Here is an 18,960-nt window from a genome sequence, read left to right as displayed (position 1 = left end):
GGAATGAAGGCGGGGGAGCCACTGTGCAAGGCGATGTCGTCCGCGTCTGTGCGCCAGCGCACCGATCTGGCGGCCGCCAGGCCTCAGGCTGCATCTCCAGCACCGAATGGCGCAACCCGTACCGTTCGGGACTCCGCTGGTACCGAAGAAGGACTTCACATGAACTACCAGGAACAGGACACCTACGGGATGTACTCCGCCCACCAGACCGGCGGCCCCGGCCCGCAGCTGATGGGGGCCCACACCTTGCACGGCAACGATGTGGTCAACCGCCGTGGCGAGAGCCTGGGCGACATCAAGGAAATCATGCTCGACATGCACACCGGCCAGGTGGCCTACGGTGTCGTCTCGTTCGGCGGCTTCATGGGCATGGGCGAGAAGCTGTTCGTCGTGCCGTGGGCCGCGCTGAAGCTGGACCCGGTGCGCAAGTGCTTCGTGCTCGATGTCGAGAAGGAGCGCCTGAGCCAAGCCACCGGTTTCGACAAGAACCACTGGCCCGACATGGCCGATGCCGGCTGGGCCAAGGGCATCCACGAGTTCTATGGCCAGACCCGCGGGTACGACCAGTCGCCCCGGAGCGCGTCATGAACCCGCGCCCGCGTCCTGCCGTGCGGCGTGCACGCACCGCAGCGTTGTGGTCGGCCAGCATCGTCGGACTGGCGCTGCAGGGAGGCTGCGCGGGCATGACGCCCCGCGAGAAGAACACGGCCATCGGTGCCGGCGTGGGTGCGGTGGGGGGCGCAGTGCTGTCGGGTGGCAGCGCTATGGGCACCGTGGGGGGCGCCGCCATTGGCGGGGTCATCGGCAACCAGGTCGAGCCCGACAAGAAATGAGAGTGCCTACCTCGGTTCCCATGGCGTCGCGCCTGGAGCGCGACGCCATGGGCGACATGGCGGTGGACCCGCACGCCCTGTGGGGCGCGCAGACCCAGCGCGCCCTGCAGCACTTCCCGGCGGTGGGCGAGGGCATGCCGCTGCCGGTGATCCGGGCGCTGGCGCTGGTCAAGGGCACTGCCGCCCGGGTCAATGCCTCGCTGGGCATGCTCGATGCGCTCCAGGCCGACGCCATCGCCAGGGCCGCCGAAGAGGTGCTGGCCGGCGACCATCCGCGGGCCTTCCCGCTCTCCCTCTGGCAGAGCGGGTCGGGCACCCAGACCCACATGAACATGAACGAGGTGCTGGCCAACCGCGCCTCCGAACTGCTGGGGGGTGGCCGGGGGCTGGCCCGCACCGTACACCCCCATGACCAGGTCAATCTGGGACAGTCGTCCAACGATGTCATGCCCACCGCACTGCACCTGGCGGTGCTGCTGACCAGCCGCGACGAGCTGGTGCCTGCGCTGGAGGGGCTGCGCCACACGCTGGATGCGCAGGGCCTGCAATGGGCCGACCTGACCAAGGTCGGGCGCACCCACCTGCAGGATGCGGTGCCGGTCACCCTGGGGCAGGAGGTGTCGGCCTGGTCGCACCAGCTGGCGCAGGCGCAGCAGGGCTGGCTTGGTCTGCTGGTGCCGGTGCACGAGCTGGCCATCGGCGGCACGGCGGTGGGCACCGGCCTCAATGCCCACCCCTTGCTGGCCGAGCACATGGTGGCCGCGCTGGCGCAGGCCACCGGGCTGCCGCTGGTGCGGGCGGCCAATCCGTTTGCGGCGCAGTCGGCTCACGATGCGCTGGTGGCGGCCCACGGCGGGCTGCGCACCCTGGCCGTGGTCCTGATGAAGATCGCCAACGACCTGCGCTGGCTGGCCAGCGGCCCACGCTGCGGCCTGGGCGAGCTGGCGCTGCCGGCCAACGAGCCGGGCAGTTCCATCATGCCGGGCAAGGTCAACCCCAGCCAGTGCGAGTCGCTGATCATGGTGGCCGCGCAGGTCATGGGCAACGATGTGGCCATGGGCTGGGCCGGCACGCTGGGCAACTTCCAGCTCAACACCGCGCTGCCGTTGATGGCGCGCAACCTGCTGCACAGCCAGCGCCTGCTGGCCGGCGCCCTGCGCTGCTTCGAGCAGCATGGCGTGCGCTGCATCGAGCCGCAGCCGCGCCGCATGGCCGAGCATCTGGCGAACAGCCTCATGCTAGTCACGGCGCTGGTGCCGCACATCGGCCACGACAACGCGGTGCGGGTGGCGCAGCGCGCCCAGGCCGACGGCAGCAGCCTGCGTGAGGCGGCGCTGGCCTGTGCGCTGGTCTCGCCCGAACAGTTCGACGCCTGGGTGCAGCCCGAGGCCATGACAGGGCCCCGCCATGATCCGCATTGAACTGGAGGTGTCCCTGCGCTACGAAATCGACATCCAGGGCGCGGACTTCATCTTCCAGATCCACGCTGCGCAGACCAATAGCCAGATGGTGTCGCTGGAGTCGCTGCAGCTCAGCCAGCCGGTGGCCTGGCAGGTGCACACCGATCCCTGCACCGGCAACCGGCGGCTGCGTCTGCGTGCCGGTCCGGGCCTGCTGGCGTTGCGCTATGAGGCCACCGTGCAACTCACCCACCACCGGCATGCACCGGCCGCGCTGGCCGAGGTGCCGGTGTGTCGGCTGCCGTCCGATGTGCTGGGCTACCTCTACCCCAGCCGCTACTGCGAGTCCGACCGGCTGGGCCGGCTGGCCATGCAGGAGTTCGGCCAGTTGCCTCCGGGTGGATCACGGGTGCTGGCGATCGCGCAGTGGGTGCAGCGGCGCATTGCCTTCCGCTCCAGAAGCTCGACCTCGGCCACCTCGGCCGTGGACACCCTGGTCGGTCAGGTCGGTGTGTGCCGGGATTTTGCGCACCTCATGATCGCGCTGTGCCGGGCGCTCAACATACCGGCCCGCTTCACCACCGGCACCGACTACGGCGCCGACCCCAGCCTGGGGCCGCCCGACTTCCATGCCTATGTGGAGGTGTTTCTCGGCCAGCGCTGGTACATCTTCGATCCGTCCGGCACCGCCATCCCCATGGGGCTGGTGCGCTTCGCCACCGGGCGGGACGCCAGCGACGTGGCCTTCGCCACCATCTTCGGCAATGTGGTCACCCATGCCCCGGTGGTCAGCGGCAGGGCGGTGGTGGACCCCTGTGCCGGTGCGCATGAGCCGCATCATTGCACCGAGACCCTGTCGACCGATGCACCGTAGCGCCGGGGATCAGCGCGCCACCAGCGCCTGTCGCAGCTGGCGGTCGGCGGCGTAACAGCTGCAGGCGCGGGCGGCCAGGGCGACCCGGTCCAGCACCGTGAGCTCGCCCCGGTGGTAGCGGATCAGCCCTCCCTGCTGAAACTCGCTGGCGGCCACCGTCACACCCACGCGGCGCACCCCCAGCATCAAGGCCATGCATTCCTGCGTGATATGGAAGCGGCTGCTGTGCGCGGCATCCTGGCACACCAGCAGCCAGCGGGCCAGGCGCTCGCTCAGGTGATGGAAACGCCCGCAGGCCGCGGTCAGGGTCTGTTGCTGCAAGTGCAGCAGCGCTCTGGCCTGCACCAGCCGCAACAGCGACGGGTGCAGGGCACACTCGCGCCGCAGCGCCTGCGCACCGATGCGCCAGCTCAGCCCCGGGCCCTGCACCACCGCGCGCCACGGGGCCTTGCCCAGGCCCAGCAGCAGTTCGGCGCCCAGCATGTCGTCACGCCCGACCATGCCCACCTGCAGCGAGGGGTAGGCGTCCATGTCGATCAACAGCGCGACGAAGCCCTCGGTCAGGAAGTACGCATGGCGCAGTGGCTGGCCGGGCTGGCCCAGTTCGGCCGAGGGGGCCAGCACGAACGGCTGGCAGCGGGACAGCAGCGCCTGGCGCACGCGCCGTGGCAGCTGCCGGATCAGCAGGTTGTCGGTAGGTGGCATGCACGGGGCTTTCGGTGAACGGTCGGTGCAACCGGTGCCGCGCCAGTGTGCGGTGCGCCACCGCACACGACTGTGTGGCAACGCACCGATGGCGGCCCGCCGCGCCCATGTTCGGCATCGCACCGACGCGCGGTCGCCGGCCTTCTACAAAGGGCGGGCGCATCCCGCGCGAAGTGCGCTCTGCATCGGAAGGAAACAACCCATGACATCCACCACCGCTCACCGTCTGCTGGGGCTGGCCAGCCTCGGCCTCCTGGCCGTGGCGCCCGCCATGGCGCAACAGCCCGGCTTCTACTACGGCGGCATCGCCGCCGGGCAATCCAAGACCGACACCGACCCCTACGGCCTGACCGCCGGCCGGGTGCCCGGGGTGGGCGCAGCCAGCGCCGTGACCGACGAGAAGGACACCGCCTACAAGCTGTTCGGCGGCCACCAGCTCAACCGGAACTTCGGTCTGGAGCTGGGCTACTTCAACCTGGGCCGTAACGGCTTTGCCGCCACCACCTCGCCGGCCGGCACGCTGAGCGGCCAGACCAAGGTGCAGGGCATCAGCCTGGATCTGGTGGGCACGCTGCCGCTGACCGACCGGTTCTCCGCCCTGGGCCGGATCGGCGGGCAATACGCCTGGTCGAAAAGCCAGTGGGCCGGCACCGGCGCTGCCGCCGGCGTGCCCGGCAGCAGCAGCCGCCGCGACGGCGGCTACAAGGTCGGGCTGGGTCTGCAATACGAGCTCACCCCGTCGATGTGGGTGCGGGGCGAGATCGAGCGTTACCGCATCAAGAACGCGGTGGGCCAGCGCACCAATGCCGACCTCATCAGCGTGAGCCTGGCGTTCCCGTTCGGGCACGCCGCGCAGCCGGTCCGCGCGGTGGCGCCGGCCTATGTGCCGCCCGAGCCGGTGGCGGCTGCGCCGGTGGCACCGGTGGCGGTCGTGGCACCGCCCCCCGCACCACCCGAGCCCCAGCGGGTGAGCCTGTCGGCCGACGCGGCGTTCGGTTCCAACCAGAGCGGGCTGCGCCCGCAGGGCCGCACCGACCTCGACCGCTTCAGCCAGCAGCTGAAGGGCGCCCGCTACGACACCATCAGCGTGGAGGGCCACACCGACCGCATGGGTTCGACCACCGCCAACCAGCGCCTGTCGGAACAGCGGGCCGCGGCGGTGAAGGACTACCTGGTGGTGCAGCGCCGCATAGACCCGGCCCGCATCAGCGCCAGCGGCCTGGGCGAAGCGCGGCCGGTGACGGCGGCGGGCGACTGCAACGACCGCCTGCCGCGCACTCGGCTGATCGAATGCCTGCAGCCCGATCGCCGGGTCGAGATCGAGGTGCAGGGCACCCGCTGACCGGGCGCACCGCCGGCCCTGCTGCTCAGTGCGCCAGGCGGTGCGGCAGCAGGCGTTCGTATTCCTTCTTGACCACCGAATAGCACTCGCAGACCCGGGTCTCCAGGGCGGGCCGGTCGAGCACCGTGATGTGTCCGCGCGCATAGCGGATCAGGCCCATGCGCTGCAGCTTCAGGGCGGCTTCGGTCACGCCTTCGCGGCGCACGCCCAGCATGTTGGCGATCAGCTCCTGCGTCATGACCAGTTCGTTGCCGCTCAGGCGGTCCAGGCTGAGCAGCAGCCAGCGGCACAGCTGCTGGTCCAGCGAATGGTGGCGGTTGCACACGGCGGTCTGCGCCATCTGGGTGATGAGCGCCTGCGTGTAGCGCAGCAGCAGGTGCATCAACGGCGCCGACTGGTTGAATTCCTGCTTGATGCGCTGGGCGCTGAGCCGCCAGCCGCTGCCGGCGCTCTGCACCACGGCGCGGCTGGGTGTGGTCTCGCCACCCATGAACAGCGAGATGCCCACCAGTCCCTCGTGGCCGACCACCGCGATCTCGGCCGAGGCACCGTCTTCCATCACATAGAGCAGCGAGATGATGGCCGTGGACGGAAAGTAGACATGGCTCATGGTGCCGCCCGATTCGTACAGCACCTTGCCCAGGGGGAGCTCGGTCGCCTCCAGATGCGGGGCAATGCGGGCCCATTCATCCGCAGGTATTGAGGCCAGCAGGTCGTTGGCCCGTCGGTCAGGCGCGATGGCCATGGGTGAACTCCTTGGAGGGGGTCGGAAAAATGGGGTCCGTGCGACCGGGTGGAGTTGTCAGGCGTCACCCCTCACTGTATCTGCCATTGCACTTTCAAGGTCTGCCCGGTGCCTGCGGTGACGATCCAGTGGTCGCCAGCGGTGCGCACGGACCCGTTGCCCTGCACCACTTGGGGCGCGCCGCGGCCGGCAGCCGGCACGGTCCAGCTCAGTCGTTCTAGGCCCGCAGGGCTGCTGGCCGAGAAGCCGCCGGTGCGGCTGGCCTGGGGCAGCGGCTGCCATTGCACCTGCTCGCGCCGGCTCATGAAATCGGCCATGGCTTCCATGGTGTACCAGCGAAACCGCCCCGCCTGCTCCAGCCGGGACGATTCCGCCATGAGGGCGTCGATGCTGGCCAGGTGCTGCACGGCGGCCGGCGGGTGGAAATAGAACAGCCGCACCAGGTGCTGGTCGGTCACGAAGCGGGACAGCGACCTCAGGTAGTCGGTCATGTCCTGCGGCGTCACCTCGGGTTCTGCGTTCTCGAGTTCCTCGAAGGTGGCCACCCGGTGGTAGCTCGACACCGGAAAAGCCCACAGGTCGGAGCGGCGCGCACGCACCCCCTTCTGGTACGACCGGGTGGGCCCCAGCCCGTTGTCGCCGGTGAAGTAGTAGCCCTTGAAGCCCTCGCGCTGCAGCCATTCGGTGGCCCATTGCGGCTGGTTGCCCATGGGAGCCGAGTAGCTGCGTGGCACCTGGCCGGTGGCCGTCCCGATGCTGGCCTGGTTGAGCGCCAGCAGGGGCTCGAACCGGTCGCGGTTGCTCTCGTCGGCCTGTTTGCCGAACAGGTTGTGGTTCCAGCCGCCGTGGTTGCCCACCTCATGGCCGGCATTCACCATGCGGCGCAGGAAGGCGGCCATGGGCGGGTTGTCGTTGATGCCCAGCCCCAGACCGTCGCCCTCGCGCTCGGCGTCCGGCCCGGCCGTCACATGCAGAGAGAACGGGCCGCGTCGGAACCAGCCGTTGGCTTCGAGCATGGCCAGCGGCGTCTGGGCGGCGTTGGAATCCACATGCAGGTTCAGCACCAGGCCGCCAATGCCGTCGGGGGCCGCCAGCAGCCGGGGCTGCTGCAGCATGGCATCGGCAAAGTGACCCAGCAGCCGGTGCAGCAGGTAGCTGTCGGTGCGGGTCTTGAGGTAGCCCAGCGGCAGGTTGGCAAACAGCACCGAGCCCTGGCCGTGCGGATGGACCGAGACCAGCACGTCGTTGCTGTCGGACACCAGCAGCGCCTGGGCGCCGGTGGGCGGTCCGGTCCGGAAATGCCCGTGCTCCAGCCGCGCGTAGCCATAGGTGGTCAGTTCGCCCAGTGGCAGGCGGTCGGAGTCCTGGAAATCCATCTTGCCCGGCTGCAGCGCCAGCAGCTGTTCGCTCTCGCGGCTGCCGTACACCCGGCCCAGGGCCATGGTGCGGTCCTTGAGTTCGGCGTACATGGCGTAGCGCACGCCGGCCAGCCCGGACAGGCGCGACTGGTCGGCGGCATAGCGGCCGGTCTGGCTGTCCAGCAGCGCAGCGTCGAACACCATGAACAGATGGCCGCCCGCCTCCACATGGCGGTGGAGCTGGTTGATCAGCATCTCGGAGGCCTGCGGGTGCACCGTGTCGGGCAGGATGACGCCGGCGATGCGCTGGCGGTCGCCACCGTAGCGCAGGAAAGCGTCGTCGGTCATGGGCATGACCGACAGGCCTTCCTCGCGCGCGGCATCGAGCCAGGCCTGCGTGACCGGCAGATCGAGTGCCGCCTCGTTGGGCAGCAGCAGCACGATGGAGGGATCGCTCTGGCGCGAGCGCGAGTAGAGCGCCGCCACCACCGCCAGCAGCAGCAACGCCAGCAGCAGCACCCGCAGCCGTGGGGAGAAGTGGACCCGCCAGCGCATCACACCCTCCCGCTGGAGCCCAGCGCCTGCGCCGGTGCCCGGCTGACCAGCCAGGAATACAGCGCCACGAACACCATGAGGTCCATCACCGCGCCGAAGCACAGGTAGAGCAGCGGCATGAACAGGGCCGAGAGGTGCTGCACCACCACCGCATGCAGCAGCGCCTTGTGCGGCAGCATGACCGCGAAGTACCCCACCATCAGCGCCGGGTAGATCAGCTTGTGGTGCAGCGGCAGGCGCAGCACGCCCCAGCCCAGCGCCAGCAGCAGCGGCATGGCCAGCATCAGGTAGAAGCCGGCGTTGAGCATGGCCGCCAGGTGGCCGGTCATGGTGTAGGGGAAGCGGTCGGGCGCGAACATGAAGAACAGCAGCGCGCTGCCCTGCACCACGCACAGGGTGCGGACCAGGTACTTCAGGGGGATCTGCCGGTCGCTCATCCACCAGGTCGAGGCGAAGGCGGCGATCACGCCGGCTGCCGTGAGCACGCCCGTGATCGGATCGGGCACCAGCGCAGCGGCATAGCTCACCTGCCATTCCAGCGTGGCGGCGTCGCCGGTGCGCACCAGCTCCAGCGGCAGGGCCAGCCGCTCGCTCCACCACAGCATGATGCGGTGCCACAGGGCCATCAGCGGGTTGCGCAGGACCAGCAGCAGGGCACAGGGCAGCACCGCCATCAGCAGCAGTTCCGCCGCCACACGCGGCGTCAGGCGCAACCGGCCCGGCGGGGCCGGCCGGCTGCCGGCGGCATGGGCGTCGGTCAGCTGGCGGGCCGCATGGCGCAGGGCGTCACGCTGCGCGGGCTCGATCTCCAGCAGGCTGGCCTTGTTCATGGCAGTTCCCAGAACAGCGCCAGCGTGGCGCCCCGGCGCCGGTAGAACGGGTTGCTGTAGCGTTCCACGCCCGCCACCACGCCCCAGTCGGCGCCCAGCCAGTGGCGCAGGTTCAGGCTGGTCTGGTGGCTCTTGAAGTTGGTCAGCGCGGTGCCCACGCCGATGGTCTGGTAACCCTCGCCGCCCCAGGCATGGCGGGCCGTGACCTGGGTCTGCTGGTCGCGGCCCCAGGTCAGGGCCAGGAACTGCTGCTGCGTGTCCACACGACCCGGGTTGCTGCGGTTCAGGCGCACCTCGCCCTGCACGATCCACGGGCCGCTGAAGTAGTAGGTGCCCCCGATGCTCACGCTGCGGTCGGTGTGTCCGTCAGGAGCGCGGTAGTAACCGGCGCCCAGGCTGGCGATCAGGTTGCGCTCGGCCAGCAACTTGCGGTGCAGGAAGGCATCCACCCGGAAGTCGGGCAGGTAGGACGCACCGTCGCCCGCGCCCACCGAGAGGCTGCCGAACCAGTCGGCATCGAAGGAATAGGTGTCGCCGATGCCGATGAAGCGGCCCGATTCGCCAAACCGCTTCATGGTGGCCAGCTCGCCCTGCAGCACATGGGCGCCGGTGGTGTGCGAGCCGCGCACACCGACCTCGCTCCAGTCGCCCAGACCGGCGCTCAGGCGCTGGCGGCTGGTGTAGAGCAGCAGCTCGGTGGGCCGTGCCTCGGGGTCCTGCGCGGCTTCGGGGTCTGGCAGCGGTACCGGCTGGGGCGAGGCCAACGCGGGCTCCAGGGGTGATAGCTGGGCGTGTGCCGGTGGGGTCGACAGGGCCAGTCCGAGGGCCATGGCGGTGGCATGGACCAGCGTGCTGCCCGCCCGGGGGAAGGAGGGGGTCAGGTGACGCATGGGGTGTCTCCGTGCTCAGGCCGGCTGGGCCAGGATGTCGGCGATGCGCTCGGCCGAGTGGCCGTCGCCGAAGGGGCTGGTGGTGAGCTGCATGGCGCGGTAGCGCACCGGGTCGTTCAGCAGCTCGTCGGCCGCCTGCACGATGCGTCCGGTGTCGGTGCCCACCAGGCGCGCTCCGCCGGCCTGCACCAGTTCCTGCCGCTCGGTGCTGTCGCGCGCGATCAGCACCGGCCGGCCCAGCGCGGACGCTTCTTCCTGGATGCCGCCCGAATCGGTCAGGGTGAAGTGGCAGCGGGCCAGCACGGTGATCAGGCCGGGGTAGTCCAGCGGCTCGGTCAGGCAGGCGCGGGCGCGGCTGTCGGCCGGGAGCCCGGCAAACGAGGCTTCCACATCGGTGCGCACCGCCGGATTGGGGTGGATCGGCCAGACCACGATCAGGTCCGGGTGGCGCAGCAGCAGCTCGCCCACGGCGGCTGCGATGCGGCGGATGGGCTCGCCCCAGTTCTCGCGCCGATGGGCCGTGACCAGCAGCAGCCGCGAGGCGGCGTGTTCGGCCAGGAACCGGCACACCGGCAGCGGGAGAGCGGCCACCGCGTCGCCGTTCATGTGTTCGCGCACCCACAGCGCGGTGTCGATCACCGTGTTGCCCACCAGGTGCACCTGCTGCTGCGGCACGCCTTCGCGCAGCAGGTTGTCGCGCGACTGTTCGGTCGGCGGGAAGTGCCAGTGCGCCAGCCGGCCGATGAGTTCGCGGTTCTTCTCCTCCGGGAAGGGCTCGCGCTCGCCGGTGCGCAGACCGGCCTCGATGTGGGCCACCGGGCGGTCGTTGTAATAGCCCGCCATGGCACCGGCCAGCGCGGAGCTGGTGTCGCCCTGCACCAGCACCACATCGGGTCGGGTCTCGCTGACGATGCGGTCCACGTTGTCCAGCAGGTCGGCGGTGAGGTTGCCCAGCCGGGGCGAGCTGCGCTGCAGCTGGATCTGCAGGTCGGGGCCCATGTCGAAGAAGCGGTAGAGCACATGGGCCATGGCCTCGTGCTGGCCGGTGTGCAGCACCTGGATGCGGTCGCCGCGCGCCTTGAGCACGCGGTGCAGCGACGCCATCTTGATGATCTCCGGGCGGGTGCCCATGCAGGCGAGGTAGGTGGTCATTGGCAGTTCTTCTCGGAGGGGAGGGGGGAGATGTCGCGGGCCTGCAGGATCTGCTGGACCACTTCGTCGGTCACGGTCCAGTGGGGGCTGTGGCGCGCCGGCAGGGCCTTGTGCTGCCAGCAGCGCACCGAGACCAGGTCACCGCGCTGCAGCGCCACGGTGGCGATCAGTCCCCAGGCGAAATCGGTTTCGACCTGGCGCAGCCACTCGGCGCGGTGCTGGTGCATCCAGCGGCGGTAGTGGAGGTGGGGCCCGCCCGGAATGAGCGGGAAGTCCACCGTGTGCGGAAAGATCTGCGCCACCGCGTCGGGGTAGAAGCGGTGCGCCTCGTTCTTCTGCTCGGGCTGGGTGGAGACGTGGTAGCGCTGCTGTGCTTCGTCCCAGAACACCTGCTGGATCGATGCGCCGAACGAGGGGCGCTGGGGGTTCTGCGCCGCGGCGTGGGCGGGCTTGTAGGTCCAGACCTCCAGGTTGTCCATGAACAGGCCGTGCATGTACACCGGCGAGACCAGATACACCCCGGTGGGCGGGCTCACCAGCCGCTGCAGCGTGGCGGCAGCAGCGGCCTGGCTGCGCTCGAAGGCCGGCTCCTGCCGCACGGCCGGCGGCAGGCTGTCGATGAAACGCATCCACAGCGCCAGCAGGGCGTCGTCGGCATCGGCCGTCTTGCAGGCGGTCCAGCTGGGGCCGGTGCGGCAGAAGCGGTCGAAGGTGGCATCGGGCTTCTGGCGGGCCAGCAGCCAGCGCGCCCAGGGCACGTCGTAGGCCCGGGTGTCCAGCCCGTGCTGGCGCGCCAGCAGCAGGGCCTGCAGCACGAAGTACGGGTCCACGGTGCTGCCCCGGCGCTGCACCGTGATGGCGCCGGCCGCATCGGCATACCCGGGCAGCGTGAGTGCAGCGGCCTGGACCGGTGTGCCCATGCCCAGCAGGGCCAGCAGACCCAGCAGGTCGAGCAGTCGGGTCATGCCCATGACGGCCCCCGCACCAGGCCGGCCTGCGCGGCCTGCAAGCTGCCGTGCACCACCACACCGTCGTCCACCAGCATGTCGCAGGCGCTCACGCTGGTGGGCGCCCGCGCGCTGCCCAGCTGTACCCCGGCGCCGAGCTGCAGCAGCGATTCGGCCAGCACCGGACCGCCGATGACGGCATCACAGAACACGCGAATGCCCTGGTCGGAGATCACGCTGCCGGTCACCACCGTGCCCATGCCGATCACGATGCCCCGGTGCGCCTTGATGTCGCCCTGCACCCGCGCACCCGCACCCACCGAGAGCACGCCAGTGACCACCAGCGAGCCCTGCCAGTGGCGGTGGTCCTGCAGGGTGCAGTCGCCCTCCACCCGCCAGCCGCCATCACCCCAGGGCTGTGCGCCGGGCAGCGGCGGGTGGGGCGTCAGCGGGTGGTCGTGCAGCGGCCTGGGCCGGCCGGCCGTGACCGGCGGTGCGTCGCGATGGCGGCCAAACACGATCACCGGCGCCTCGATGCCCCGGAACGACGCATGGCGGGCCATCGCCACCACCCGGTCCGAGCGGATCTCGGGCAGCGGTTCGGCCGCGGCCGCCGGCCGCAGTGCCTGCCGGTCGGTGGGTCGCTGCCATTCCAGCCACGCGGGGGCGAACGGCCCGATCAGCAGCACGCCGCACAGCAGCAGGAACCCCAGCAGCGCCAGCTCCGGACCGGGGTTCATGAGCGCACCGCCCCGGCAGGCAAGGCCGCGTCCGCAGCGGGTGCCGCCCGGTAGCGCAGCGTCTTGTGCCACACCAGCTCACGGTCGAGCAGGTGGTCGAGCACCGATTCCAGCAGCGCCTGCGAAATGGCGAACAGGCTGGCAAAGAAGCACAGCAGGTTGATCGGCAGCAGCCGGATGCGGCGGCGGTGGCCGTCGATCAGCACCGCCATGACGATCTCGAGAAAGGCCGCAAAGTTGCCCAGGGCGCCATAGGCCACCAGCGCCATCAGCGGAATGAACACCGCCACCAGCGAACCCGCGTTCAGGTAGTACAGCGCCAGGGCCAGCAGCCAGCCCACCAGCAGCAGCGGCGGCATCAGGAACACCTGCAGCAGCAGCAGGCCGTCGATGCGCTCGCGCAGCGTCACATGGCGGCTCTTCAGCAGCGCGCGCCAGTAGCGGAACAGCACCTGGTTGTGGCCCTTGGCCCAGCGCCGCACCTGGCGCATGCGCACCGCCCACTCCTCGGGCACCTCCTCGTAGCACTCGGCCCGGTTGTTGTAGATGGTCTTCCAGCCGTTGATGAGCAGGCGGAAGGTGATGTCGGTGTCCTCGGCCAGGGTGTCGTCGTGCCAGCCGCCCACGGCTTCCACCGCCGACAGCCGCACCCCGCCCACGGTGCCGCCGTACTGGGGCACGGCGCGCAGGTTCATGCGCGCCTGCTGGTCCACCTGGTAGCCGGCCGACCGCTCCAGGTCCAGCAGCCGGGTCAGCAGGTTGGTGCCGGCATTGATGGGCACCACCCGGCCCATGACGGCGCCCACCTCGGGGTCGAAGAACGGCGCGGCCAGCTGCCGCAGCAGGCCCGGCGAAGGCGTGTAGTCGGCATCGAAGATGATGGCGATGTCTCCCACCGCCAGGGCCATGGCTTCCTTCAGTGCGGCCGCCTTGCCCGGCTTCCCGCCGGTGCGGTGGAACGGCACGATGCGCCCCGGATGCCGCGCCACATGGGCATCGATGATGGCCCGTGTGCCGTCCTGCGAGCGGTCGTTGACCGGCACGATGCGGATGCGGTCGGGTGGGTAGTCGGTCTGCAGCAGCGCATCGAGGCAGCCGGCGATCACCTTCTCCTCGTTGTGCGCCGCGATGAACACCGTGATCTGCGGCCAGTGCGCCGCCCGGATGCCCTGGTAGGGGTAGCGCTGGCCGCCGAACAGCCGGCTGAGCGTGAACACCACGTGCCGCACGCCGTAGGTGGTCATGACCAGCACGATGGCGCCCAGCACCAGCGCCAGCGCCAGCAGCAGCGGACGCTCGGCCCATGAGGCGGTGAGCGTCATGGCGGCGGCGCTGGCCATGGGCTGGCCGGCCAGCGGTGTGTCGGCCATGGCGGTCTGCAGGAAGGCGGGTGGGGGTGTCACGGTGGTTCTCCGGTCGAGGAGCCGCGATTCTCTGGACGCATCCAGCCGGGGTCTGTATGCCAGCGCACACAGCGCCGTGGCGGTCTGCGACGGTGCGTTCGGCAGCGCACAGACCGGTGCAGCCGCAATTCCTAGCCTCGGCATCCCTTCCTGCCCACCAAGGACACCCCATGCAGCAGCACCGCATCTTCGGTACCGACGGCGTACGCGCCCGGGTCGGCATTCCTCCCATGACGCCGCAGGCCGTAATGCAGCTGGCGCAGGCTTTCGGCTCGATCCTGGTCGAGCAGAGCAGCGGCTCCGGCTGCAGCGGGACGATGGGTGATCGGCCGGCGGTGGTGGTGGGCAGCGACACCCGCATCTCCTGCAGCATGCTCGAGGCCGCGCTGCAGGCCGGTTTTGCCGCGGCCGGTGTGGACACCGTGCTGTGCGGTGTGCTGCCCACACCCGCTGTGGCCTACATCACCCGCCTGCGCGGCTTCCAGGCCGGCGTGGTGGTGAGTGCCTCGCACAACCCGTTCGAGGACAACGGCATCAAGCTGTTCTCGGGCCGGGGCGACAAGCTGGACGACGCCATGGAAGCCGCCATCGAGGATCGCATGGCGCAGCCGCAGGCCTGCGTGCCGTCGCGCCAGCTCGGGCAGGGCTGGCGGCTGCCCTCGGCGGCCGGGTTGTATGTGGACTTCTGCCAGCGCAGCCTGCCGGCCGATGTGGGCCTTCAGGGCATGCGGATCGTCATCGACGCGGCCCACGGCGCCTGCCACGAGGTGGCCACCGAAGTCTTCGAGCGCCTGGGCGCGCAGGTGGTGGCGGTGGGCAGCGCGCCCACCGGCATCAACATCAACGACGGCGTGGGGGCCACCTGCCCGCAGCACCTGGCCGACGCGGTCTGCCACCACCATGCCGACGTCGGCATCGCACTGGACGGCGATGGCGACCGTCTGGTCATGGCCGATGCCGCCGGGCGCATCTTCGATGGCGACCAGCTCCTGTACCTGCTGGCACTGGACGCCCGACGCCGGCAGGAAAGCTGCGACGGCGTGGTGGGCACGGTCATGAGCAACTTCGGGCTGGAGCAGGCGCTGCTGGCGCAGGGCATGGGCTTTGCCCGCGCCGATGTGGGTGACCGCCATGTGCTGCAGCTGCTGCACCAGCGCGGCTGGCACCTGGGCGGCGAGACCTCGGGCCACATCCTGTGCCTGAACCGCCACACCACCGGCGACGGCATCATCGCGGCCCTGCAGGTGCTGGGCGCCATGCGCCGCTGGCGCCGCGACCTGACCCAGCTCTGCGAAGGCCTAACCCTGCACGCGCAATGCCTCATCAGCGTGCCGCTGCCGGCGGGCAAGCGCTGGACCAGCGAGAGCACCCGCCGCTGCGTCAATCACACAGAACGCGCCCTCAAGGGGCAAGGGCGTGTCCTATTGCGCCTGTCGGGCACCGAGCCTGTGGTGCGCGTGATGATCGAATGCCCGCAGGCCCAGCGTGCTGCAAGACTCGCACGGGCACTGGCCGCTGATGTGGCTCAGGCCTTGGCCGACTCACCCAGTCAGGCTACGACCACCGCATGATGTCCGAATGTTCAAAAAGCAGAAGCTAGTGAGCACCGTACGAGCCATGAAAGTCATCCCACAGCGCGAATGCTGGCCTCGCTTCAATCCATAACTCAGTTGTCCCGACGATCTCGGCGCTTGGCTGCAGAACGTGTTTCAGTGCTGCTCTGGTTGGGAAATTGCACAGTGGATTACGGATTCAAATGTTCACTTTTACTGCCCGCTGAGTCCGGGCACGATCAGTCGTTCTTATGTTCGTTACCGCACGGCAAGCAGCACGCGCAACCCTGATACTCAGATTGCCGCGTCCGGGCCGTGCCCATAACTCCGGAGAAAATCGTGCAAGCCATCAAACGCGTCCGTAAAACCATTGAAGCCGATCCACTTTCTGATGCTTCAAGAACTTTCGCGGCTCTGGTCATGGCACTCGAGTCGGGTAAACGGTTCAAAGTGAGCGACTTGTACCTGTTGAGCTACGACGACTTCGAGCATGCCATCACGCTGTTGAAAGAATGGCGCCTGGACCGTCACTACAGCAGCAAGTTCCGGCTTCTTGACACGTCAATGGTCGCACTCGATGGCAAGCCTGAAGCATAGATAGGCATTCGGCTGCGTTTCCAAGAATCATCTGATAAACGACGTGCTCGCCTAGGGTAGCCTTGTTTTTGGTTTGATGGGATTTTGTTTCGGGCGCGTCGATTTTCCGTCAACGCCTCCCCTCCCACTACCGAAGCACTGCCAGGCCGCACAGACGGCTCTGGCTCGAGGCTTGAACAACCGTGCGACAGCTGTCATCCCAGGGGCTGCTTTCGCTGCAAAGCAGTCACACATCGTGAACTTCCGAAGCCTAACTGCTTGTCGATTCATCGGAACTCAAACGCTCCAATGCCCCCCGGCTCTTCCCGCAGATAGGCCTTGTCCAGTGCCGGCGCTATCTGCTCCCCATACTTGAAGATCGCATCCACCAGCCGTTGCCTCGCCGGGTACAGGGCCACGCGGCTGGGGTGCCACGGCGACTCGTTGAGCATGCCGATGCGGGGGTTGTCCAGCCCGTAGCGGGACGGGAAAAAGAAGTGCCGGACGACCAGGAAGTGGCCAAAGTCTCCGAAGCGTGTGTAGGTCAGCGACAGCGCGTTGTAGTCGTGCCGCACGCCGCGCCGCGCAAGATCGGCCAGTGACCTCTGGGTGTAGGCGCTGTTGTTCTGCAGGTACCCGTCAGATATCAACGTCAGACATTTCTGCTTGAACAAGCGGGTACCGAAATCGTTCTTCGCAATGACGGGCGAGATCTTGCAGGGCTCGTCGTTCCAGGTGATGTTGGGGCCACCGACCTTCATGGTGATTTCGATGGTGTGGTGCAGCACAAAGCCCTGTTCGTCCTTCACCACCTGAATGAGTCGGATATCGCGCATGTCGGCTGCGTCGTTGGCGAGTGACTTGCGCAGCACCGAGTCCGACACCTCCCAATCGCCCGGTGGCAGGGGGATCGTGGCCACCGTACTGTTGCCACGGGCCTCCTTAACGGCGACATGACCGCTCACTGTCTCGCCCATGGTTTGGGCTGACGAAACAACCGGGGCGAGGCAGGCCATCAGCACGCCAAGAAGGACGGTCCACTTTGTCTGCTGCATGCGGTTGCTACTCCTGGTTAGTGAGTTCAGATCAACCCATGCTATCGGGCAGGCACTTCTGTGCACAGTCAGTAGTTGCAGCGTAGTCAGATCGGGGGATATGCCCCGGTGGAGTTCTGTGGGAGGGTCAAACCCCAAGCGAGTACGAACGCGGCAGTGGTGTTGCCGTACCGTTTAACGAAGCCTGATCACCAGTACCCCAAGACGCCCCGAAACCAAATCGTCCCAACAAGAACCCCATGGCTTTGCACGAGTGCCCTTACACCTTCCATGAACTAGCCACTACCGTGCTTCCTGCTCACATGGCACGAATGAGAGTCGCTCTGAGGGAACCCAGACAGATGTCAATGTATGCGCGTCCAGGAGTTGGCCCCGGTACCTTGGTCAAAGAACTGGGCATGACGAAGGACGTTTCTGGCTGCTACGTGCTCATTGAAACGGATAAACCCATCTATGTCGGCATTTCGCGCACTGTGATCGGAAGGCTCAGGCAGCATGTCTTCGGCAAGACTCACTTCGATGCGAGCTTGGCTTTCCGTGTTGCCATGGCCAGACACCCAGACAAAACCATTTCCAGCTTGACCAGATCCGAGGCCATGCAAGACGCACTGTTTGGCACTTCGTTCGCTGAAGCACAGGCCTATTTGCGGTCCTTGCAAGTTGCTTTCGTTGCCATCGAGAACCCGCTGGAGCTATACGTTTTTGAGCCGTATTGCGCTCTAAAGCTGGACACGCACCAATGGAACTCTTTTGAAACGCACTGAGTTGTTTCAAGTCGATTCCGACAGCGCCTGAGTCCCGGCTGCTCCGCACAGTTGTATGAAGGTTTGCAGCCAATCTAGCCAAGGGTCCGTGAAGCGAAGAGGGGATGGGTGTCAGTCCCCCCGCACCCTCTCCACCTCCACCCGTCCCCCCTCCCCCACCCGTCCCCGCACCTGCGCCGCCTCCCCCGCCCGGGGCATCTTGTCCAGGCGCGCGCCGGGGGCCATGTGCAGCGGCAGGCCGTCCAGGCGGCCCTGCGCGTCCACCGTTCCACCCAGCCTCACCCGGGCGCCCAAGGGCACCGGGGCGGGCTGGCCTTGGGCGTTGCGGGCGCCTTGGGCGATCCAGTCGGCGATCAGTTGGGTGTCTTCGGCGCTGAGCCAGGGCGGGCCGTTGTAGGGCATGCGCGGGCGGGAGTGGCCTTGCACGCGGCGCAGCAGTTCGCTGACGCCGGGCTGGCCGGGGACGACGCGCACGCGGTCGGCCGTCGATAACGTGGCCTCGTAACTGGTGAGGCGGTAGCCCTCGGGCGGGGGGCCCATGGCGCCGTTGTCGGTGTGGCACTGGGCGCAGCGGGTGGCCAGCAGCGGGGCCACGTGCACCCACGTCACGGGTTGGCCGGGGGCGGGGCGGGTGGCTGTTGTGGAGGCGGCGGAGGCTGTGCTGGCTGCGTCGGGTTTTGCGGTGGGCGTGCCTTCGGGCAGGCCGGCGCTGATCCAGCGTTCCAGGCGGGCTACATCGGCGTCGGGCAGCCAGGGCGGGCCGGTCATGGGCATGCGGGGCAGGCTGCTGCCTTTGACGCGGCGGACGATTTCGCTGCCGGCGGGGTGGCCGGGCTGCACCACCGGGCCACGGGTGCTGCCTTTCTTCAAACCTTCCAGGCTGTCGAGCCGCAGGCCGACGGCGGCGGCGCTGGCGTTGTGGCACATCACACAGCGCTCGGCCAGCAGGGGGGCCAGGGTGGCCCAGGTGTCGGTGGGTTGGGCTTGGGCGCCGGTGGGCCAGGCGGCGATGAGCAGGAGGGCGGCCAGGGTGCCGCGCAGGCGGTGCACGGGGTTGCCGGGCTTCAGCGCCCGGCCAGGCGGGCCGTGGCGGGGCCGAAGGCGATCAGCATGGCCAGGGCGGCAGTGGCAGGCAGGGTGGCGGCAGAACGGGGCATTTCTCTTCCTCCTGAGGTGTTTTGCGGCATGTTAGGCGGGGAAGACGGTGCAATCAATACAAAAGCATGCACAGCTTGGCG

General features: G+C 68.6%; 19 protein-coding genes. 8 read left to right on the top strand and 11 right to left on the bottom strand.

Annotated elements, in window-relative coordinates; all coding sequences use genetic code 11:
• The first annotated feature begins 159 nt into the window (after window positions 1–159).
• Genes CAP38_RS07100 through CAP38_RS07085 form a run of 4 tightly spaced genes read left to right on the top strand, consistent with a single transcriptional unit; the run spans window position 160 to window position 3,107 of the window.
• Complete coding sequence (locus CAP38_RS07100; RefSeq protein WP_086120407.1) at window positions 160–588, top strand: PRC-barrel domain-containing protein; 429 nt, start codon at window positions 160–162, stop codon at window positions 586–588.
• On the top strand, window positions 585–833 hold the full coding sequence (locus CAP38_RS07095) for a glycine zipper 2TM domain-containing protein (RefSeq protein WP_143435764.1): 249 nt from the start codon (window positions 585–587) through the stop codon (window positions 831–833). The genes CAP38_RS07100 and CAP38_RS07095 overlap by 4 nt, the downstream gene beginning before the upstream one ends.
• Before the next feature lie 20 nt (window positions 834–853).
• Entirely contained in the window at window positions 854–2,254 is a 1,401-nt protein-coding gene (locus CAP38_RS07090; protein ID WP_086120405.1) for a lyase family protein, read from the top strand.
• Entirely contained in the window at window positions 2,241–3,107 is an 867-nt protein-coding gene (locus tag CAP38_RS07085; protein WP_086120403.1) for a transglutaminase family protein, read from the top strand. The genes CAP38_RS07090 and CAP38_RS07085 overlap by 14 nt, the downstream gene beginning before the upstream one ends.
• A gap of 9 nt (window positions 3,108–3,116) precedes the next feature.
• On the opposite strand, the gene CAP38_RS07080 is transcribed toward CAP38_RS07085, so the two are convergent.
• Window positions 3,117–3,812 (bottom strand): Crp/Fnr family transcriptional regulator, encoded by a 696-nt coding sequence (locus tag CAP38_RS07080; RefSeq protein WP_086120401.1) that lies wholly within the window; start codon window positions 3,810–3,812, stop codon window positions 3,117–3,119.
• 202 nt (window positions 3,813–4,014) lie between these two features.
• Between CAP38_RS07080 and CAP38_RS07075 the strand changes: the two genes are divergently transcribed.
• On the top strand, window positions 4,015–5,154 hold the full coding sequence (locus CAP38_RS07075; protein WP_179188480.1) for an OmpA family protein: 1,140 nt from the start codon (window positions 4,015–4,017) through the stop codon (window positions 5,152–5,154).
• A gap of 25 nt (window positions 5,155–5,179) precedes the next feature.
• On the opposite strand, the gene CAP38_RS07070 is transcribed toward CAP38_RS07075, so the two are convergent.
• The 8 genes from CAP38_RS07070 to CAP38_RS07040 form a co-directional block, all read right to left on the bottom strand.
• Complete coding sequence (locus tag CAP38_RS07070) at window positions 5,180–5,899, bottom strand: Crp/Fnr family transcriptional regulator (protein WP_086120397.1); 720 nt, start codon at window positions 5,897–5,899, stop codon at window positions 5,180–5,182.
• A 71-nt stretch (window positions 5,900–5,970) separates the two neighbouring features.
• Entirely contained in the window at window positions 5,971–7,812 is a 1,842-nt protein-coding gene (locus tag CAP38_RS07065; RefSeq protein ID WP_143435763.1) for a polysaccharide deacetylase family protein, read from the bottom strand.
• Complete coding sequence (locus tag CAP38_RS15145; RefSeq protein ID WP_143435762.1) at window positions 7,812–8,642, bottom strand: hypothetical protein; 831 nt, start codon at window positions 8,640–8,642, stop codon at window positions 7,812–7,814. Before CAP38_RS15145 ends, CAP38_RS07065 begins: the two co-directional genes overlap by 1 nt.
• Window positions 8,639–9,532, bottom strand: coding sequence for a YaiO family outer membrane beta-barrel protein (locus CAP38_RS07060; protein WP_086120393.1), 894 nt, complete (start codon window positions 9,530–9,532; stop codon window positions 8,639–8,641). Before CAP38_RS07060 ends, CAP38_RS15145 begins: the two co-directional genes overlap by 4 nt.
• 15 nt (window positions 9,533–9,547) lie before the next feature.
• A complete protein-coding gene (wecB, locus tag CAP38_RS07055; RefSeq protein ID WP_086120391.1) occupies window positions 9,548–10,684 on the bottom strand; it encodes a non-hydrolyzing UDP-N-acetylglucosamine 2-epimerase in 1,137 nt (378 codons plus the stop codon).
• Window positions 10,681–11,649 (bottom strand): hypothetical protein, encoded by a 969-nt coding sequence (locus CAP38_RS07050; RefSeq protein WP_256924335.1) that lies wholly within the window; start codon window positions 11,647–11,649, stop codon window positions 10,681–10,683. Before CAP38_RS07050 ends, wecB begins: the two co-directional genes overlap by 4 nt.
• Complete coding sequence (locus CAP38_RS07045; RefSeq protein ID WP_086120389.1) at window positions 11,646–12,371, bottom strand: polymer-forming cytoskeletal protein; 726 nt, start codon at window positions 12,369–12,371, stop codon at window positions 11,646–11,648. Before CAP38_RS07045 ends, CAP38_RS07050 begins: the two co-directional genes overlap by 4 nt.
• Complete coding sequence (locus CAP38_RS07040) at window positions 12,368–13,918, bottom strand: glycosyltransferase family 2 protein (RefSeq protein WP_086120387.1); 1,551 nt, start codon at window positions 13,916–13,918, stop codon at window positions 12,368–12,370. Before CAP38_RS07040 ends, CAP38_RS07045 begins: the two co-directional genes overlap by 4 nt.
• A 26-nt stretch (window positions 13,919–13,944) precedes the next feature.
• Here CAP38_RS07040 and glmM point away from each other — a divergent pair, with 26 nt between their 5' ends.
• Window positions 13,945–15,345, top strand: coding sequence for a phosphoglucosamine mutase (glmM, locus tag CAP38_RS07035; protein ID WP_086120385.1), 1,401 nt, complete (start codon window positions 13,945–13,947; stop codon window positions 15,343–15,345).
• 321 nt (window positions 15,346–15,666) lie between these two features.
• On the top strand, window positions 15,667–15,924 hold the full coding sequence (locus tag CAP38_RS07030) for a hypothetical protein (protein WP_086121080.1): 258 nt from the start codon (window positions 15,667–15,669) through the stop codon (window positions 15,922–15,924).
• A 266-nt stretch (window positions 15,925–16,190) separates the two neighbouring features.
• Here the strand turns inward: CAP38_RS07030 and CAP38_RS07025 are convergent, their stop codons facing one another.
• Window positions 16,191–16,958, bottom strand: a complete 768-nt coding sequence (locus tag CAP38_RS07025; RefSeq protein ID WP_086120383.1) for a hypothetical protein — start codon at window positions 16,956–16,958, stop codon at window positions 16,191–16,193.
• A gap of 380 nt (window positions 16,959–17,338) precedes the next feature.
• Between CAP38_RS07025 and CAP38_RS07020 the strand changes: the two genes are divergently transcribed.
• On the top strand, window positions 17,339–17,722 hold the full coding sequence (locus tag CAP38_RS07020; RefSeq protein ID WP_179188479.1) for a GIY-YIG nuclease family protein: 384 nt from the start codon (window positions 17,339–17,341) through the stop codon (window positions 17,720–17,722).
• Window positions 17,723–17,833: 111 nt separating this feature from the next.
• On the opposite strand, the gene CAP38_RS07015 is transcribed toward CAP38_RS07020, so the two are convergent.
• Window positions 17,834–18,772, bottom strand: coding sequence for a c-type cytochrome domain-containing protein (locus CAP38_RS07015; RefSeq protein WP_256924334.1), 939 nt, complete (start codon window positions 18,770–18,772; stop codon window positions 17,834–17,836).
• Window positions 18,773–18,960: the final 188 nt, after the last annotated feature.

Origin of the sequence: Hydrogenophaga sp. IBVHS2, assembly GCF_002127215.1 — a bacterium.
Classification (GTDB): Bacteria; Pseudomonadota; Gammaproteobacteria; order Burkholderiales; family Burkholderiaceae_C; genus Hydrogenophaga.
This window is presented reverse-complemented; position numbering and strand designations above follow the sequence as displayed.

What these genes read in the sequence shown, in the direction of transcription:
- CAP38_RS07100 (WP_086120407.1), top strand. Translation starts at nt 160, where the DNA reads ATGAACTACCAGGAACAGGACACCTACGGGATGTACTCCGCCCACCAG.
- CAP38_RS07095 (WP_143435764.1), top strand. Translation starts at nt 585, where the DNA reads ATGAACCCGCGCCCGCGTCCTGCCGTGCGGCGTGCACGCACCGCAGCG.
- CAP38_RS07090 (WP_086120405.1), top strand. Translation starts at nt 854, where the DNA reads ATGGCGTCGCGCCTGGAGCGCGACGCCATGGGCGACATGGCGGTGGAC.
- CAP38_RS07085 (WP_086120403.1), top strand. Translation starts at nt 2,241, where the DNA reads ATGATCCGCATTGAACTGGAGGTGTCCCTGCGCTACGAAATCGACATC.
- CAP38_RS07080 (WP_086120401.1), bottom strand. Translation starts at nt 3,812, where the DNA reads ATGCCACCTACCGACAACCTGCTGATCCGGCAGCTGCCACGGCGCGTG.
- CAP38_RS07075 (WP_179188480.1), top strand. Translation starts at nt 4,015, where the DNA reads ATGACATCCACCACCGCTCACCGTCTGCTGGGGCTGGCCAGCCTCGGC.
- CAP38_RS07070 (WP_086120397.1), bottom strand. Translation starts at nt 5,899, where the DNA reads ATGGCCATCGCGCCTGACCGACGGGCCAACGACCTGCTGGCCTCAATA.
- CAP38_RS07065 (WP_143435763.1), bottom strand. Translation starts at nt 7,812, where the DNA reads ATGCGCTGGCGGGTCCACTTCTCCCCACGGCTGCGGGTGCTGCTGCTG.
- CAP38_RS15145 (WP_143435762.1), bottom strand. Translation starts at nt 8,642, where the DNA reads ATGAACAAGGCCAGCCTGCTGGAGATCGAGCCCGCGCAGCGTGACGCC.
- CAP38_RS07060 (WP_086120393.1), bottom strand. Translation starts at nt 9,532, where the DNA reads ATGCGTCACCTGACCCCCTCCTTCCCCCGGGCGGGCAGCACGCTGGTC.
- wecB (WP_086120391.1), bottom strand. Translation starts at nt 10,684, where the DNA reads ATGACCACCTACCTCGCCTGCATGGGCACCCGCCCGGAGATCATCAAG.
- CAP38_RS07050 (WP_256924335.1), bottom strand. Translation starts at nt 11,649, where the DNA reads ATGACCCGACTGCTCGACCTGCTGGGTCTGCTGGCCCTGCTGGGCATG.
- CAP38_RS07045 (WP_086120389.1), bottom strand. Translation starts at nt 12,371, where the DNA reads ATGAACCCCGGTCCGGAGCTGGCGCTGCTGGGGTTCCTGCTGCTGTGC.
- CAP38_RS07040 (WP_086120387.1), bottom strand. Translation starts at nt 13,918, where the DNA reads ATGCCGAGGCTAGGAATTGCGGCTGCACCGGTCTGTGCGCTGCCGAAC.
- glmM (WP_086120385.1), top strand. Translation starts at nt 13,945, where the DNA reads ATGCAGCAGCACCGCATCTTCGGTACCGACGGCGTACGCGCCCGGGTC.
- CAP38_RS07025 (WP_086120383.1), bottom strand. Translation starts at nt 16,958, where the DNA reads ATGCAGCAGACAAAGTGGACCGTCCTTCTTGGCGTGCTGATGGCCTGC.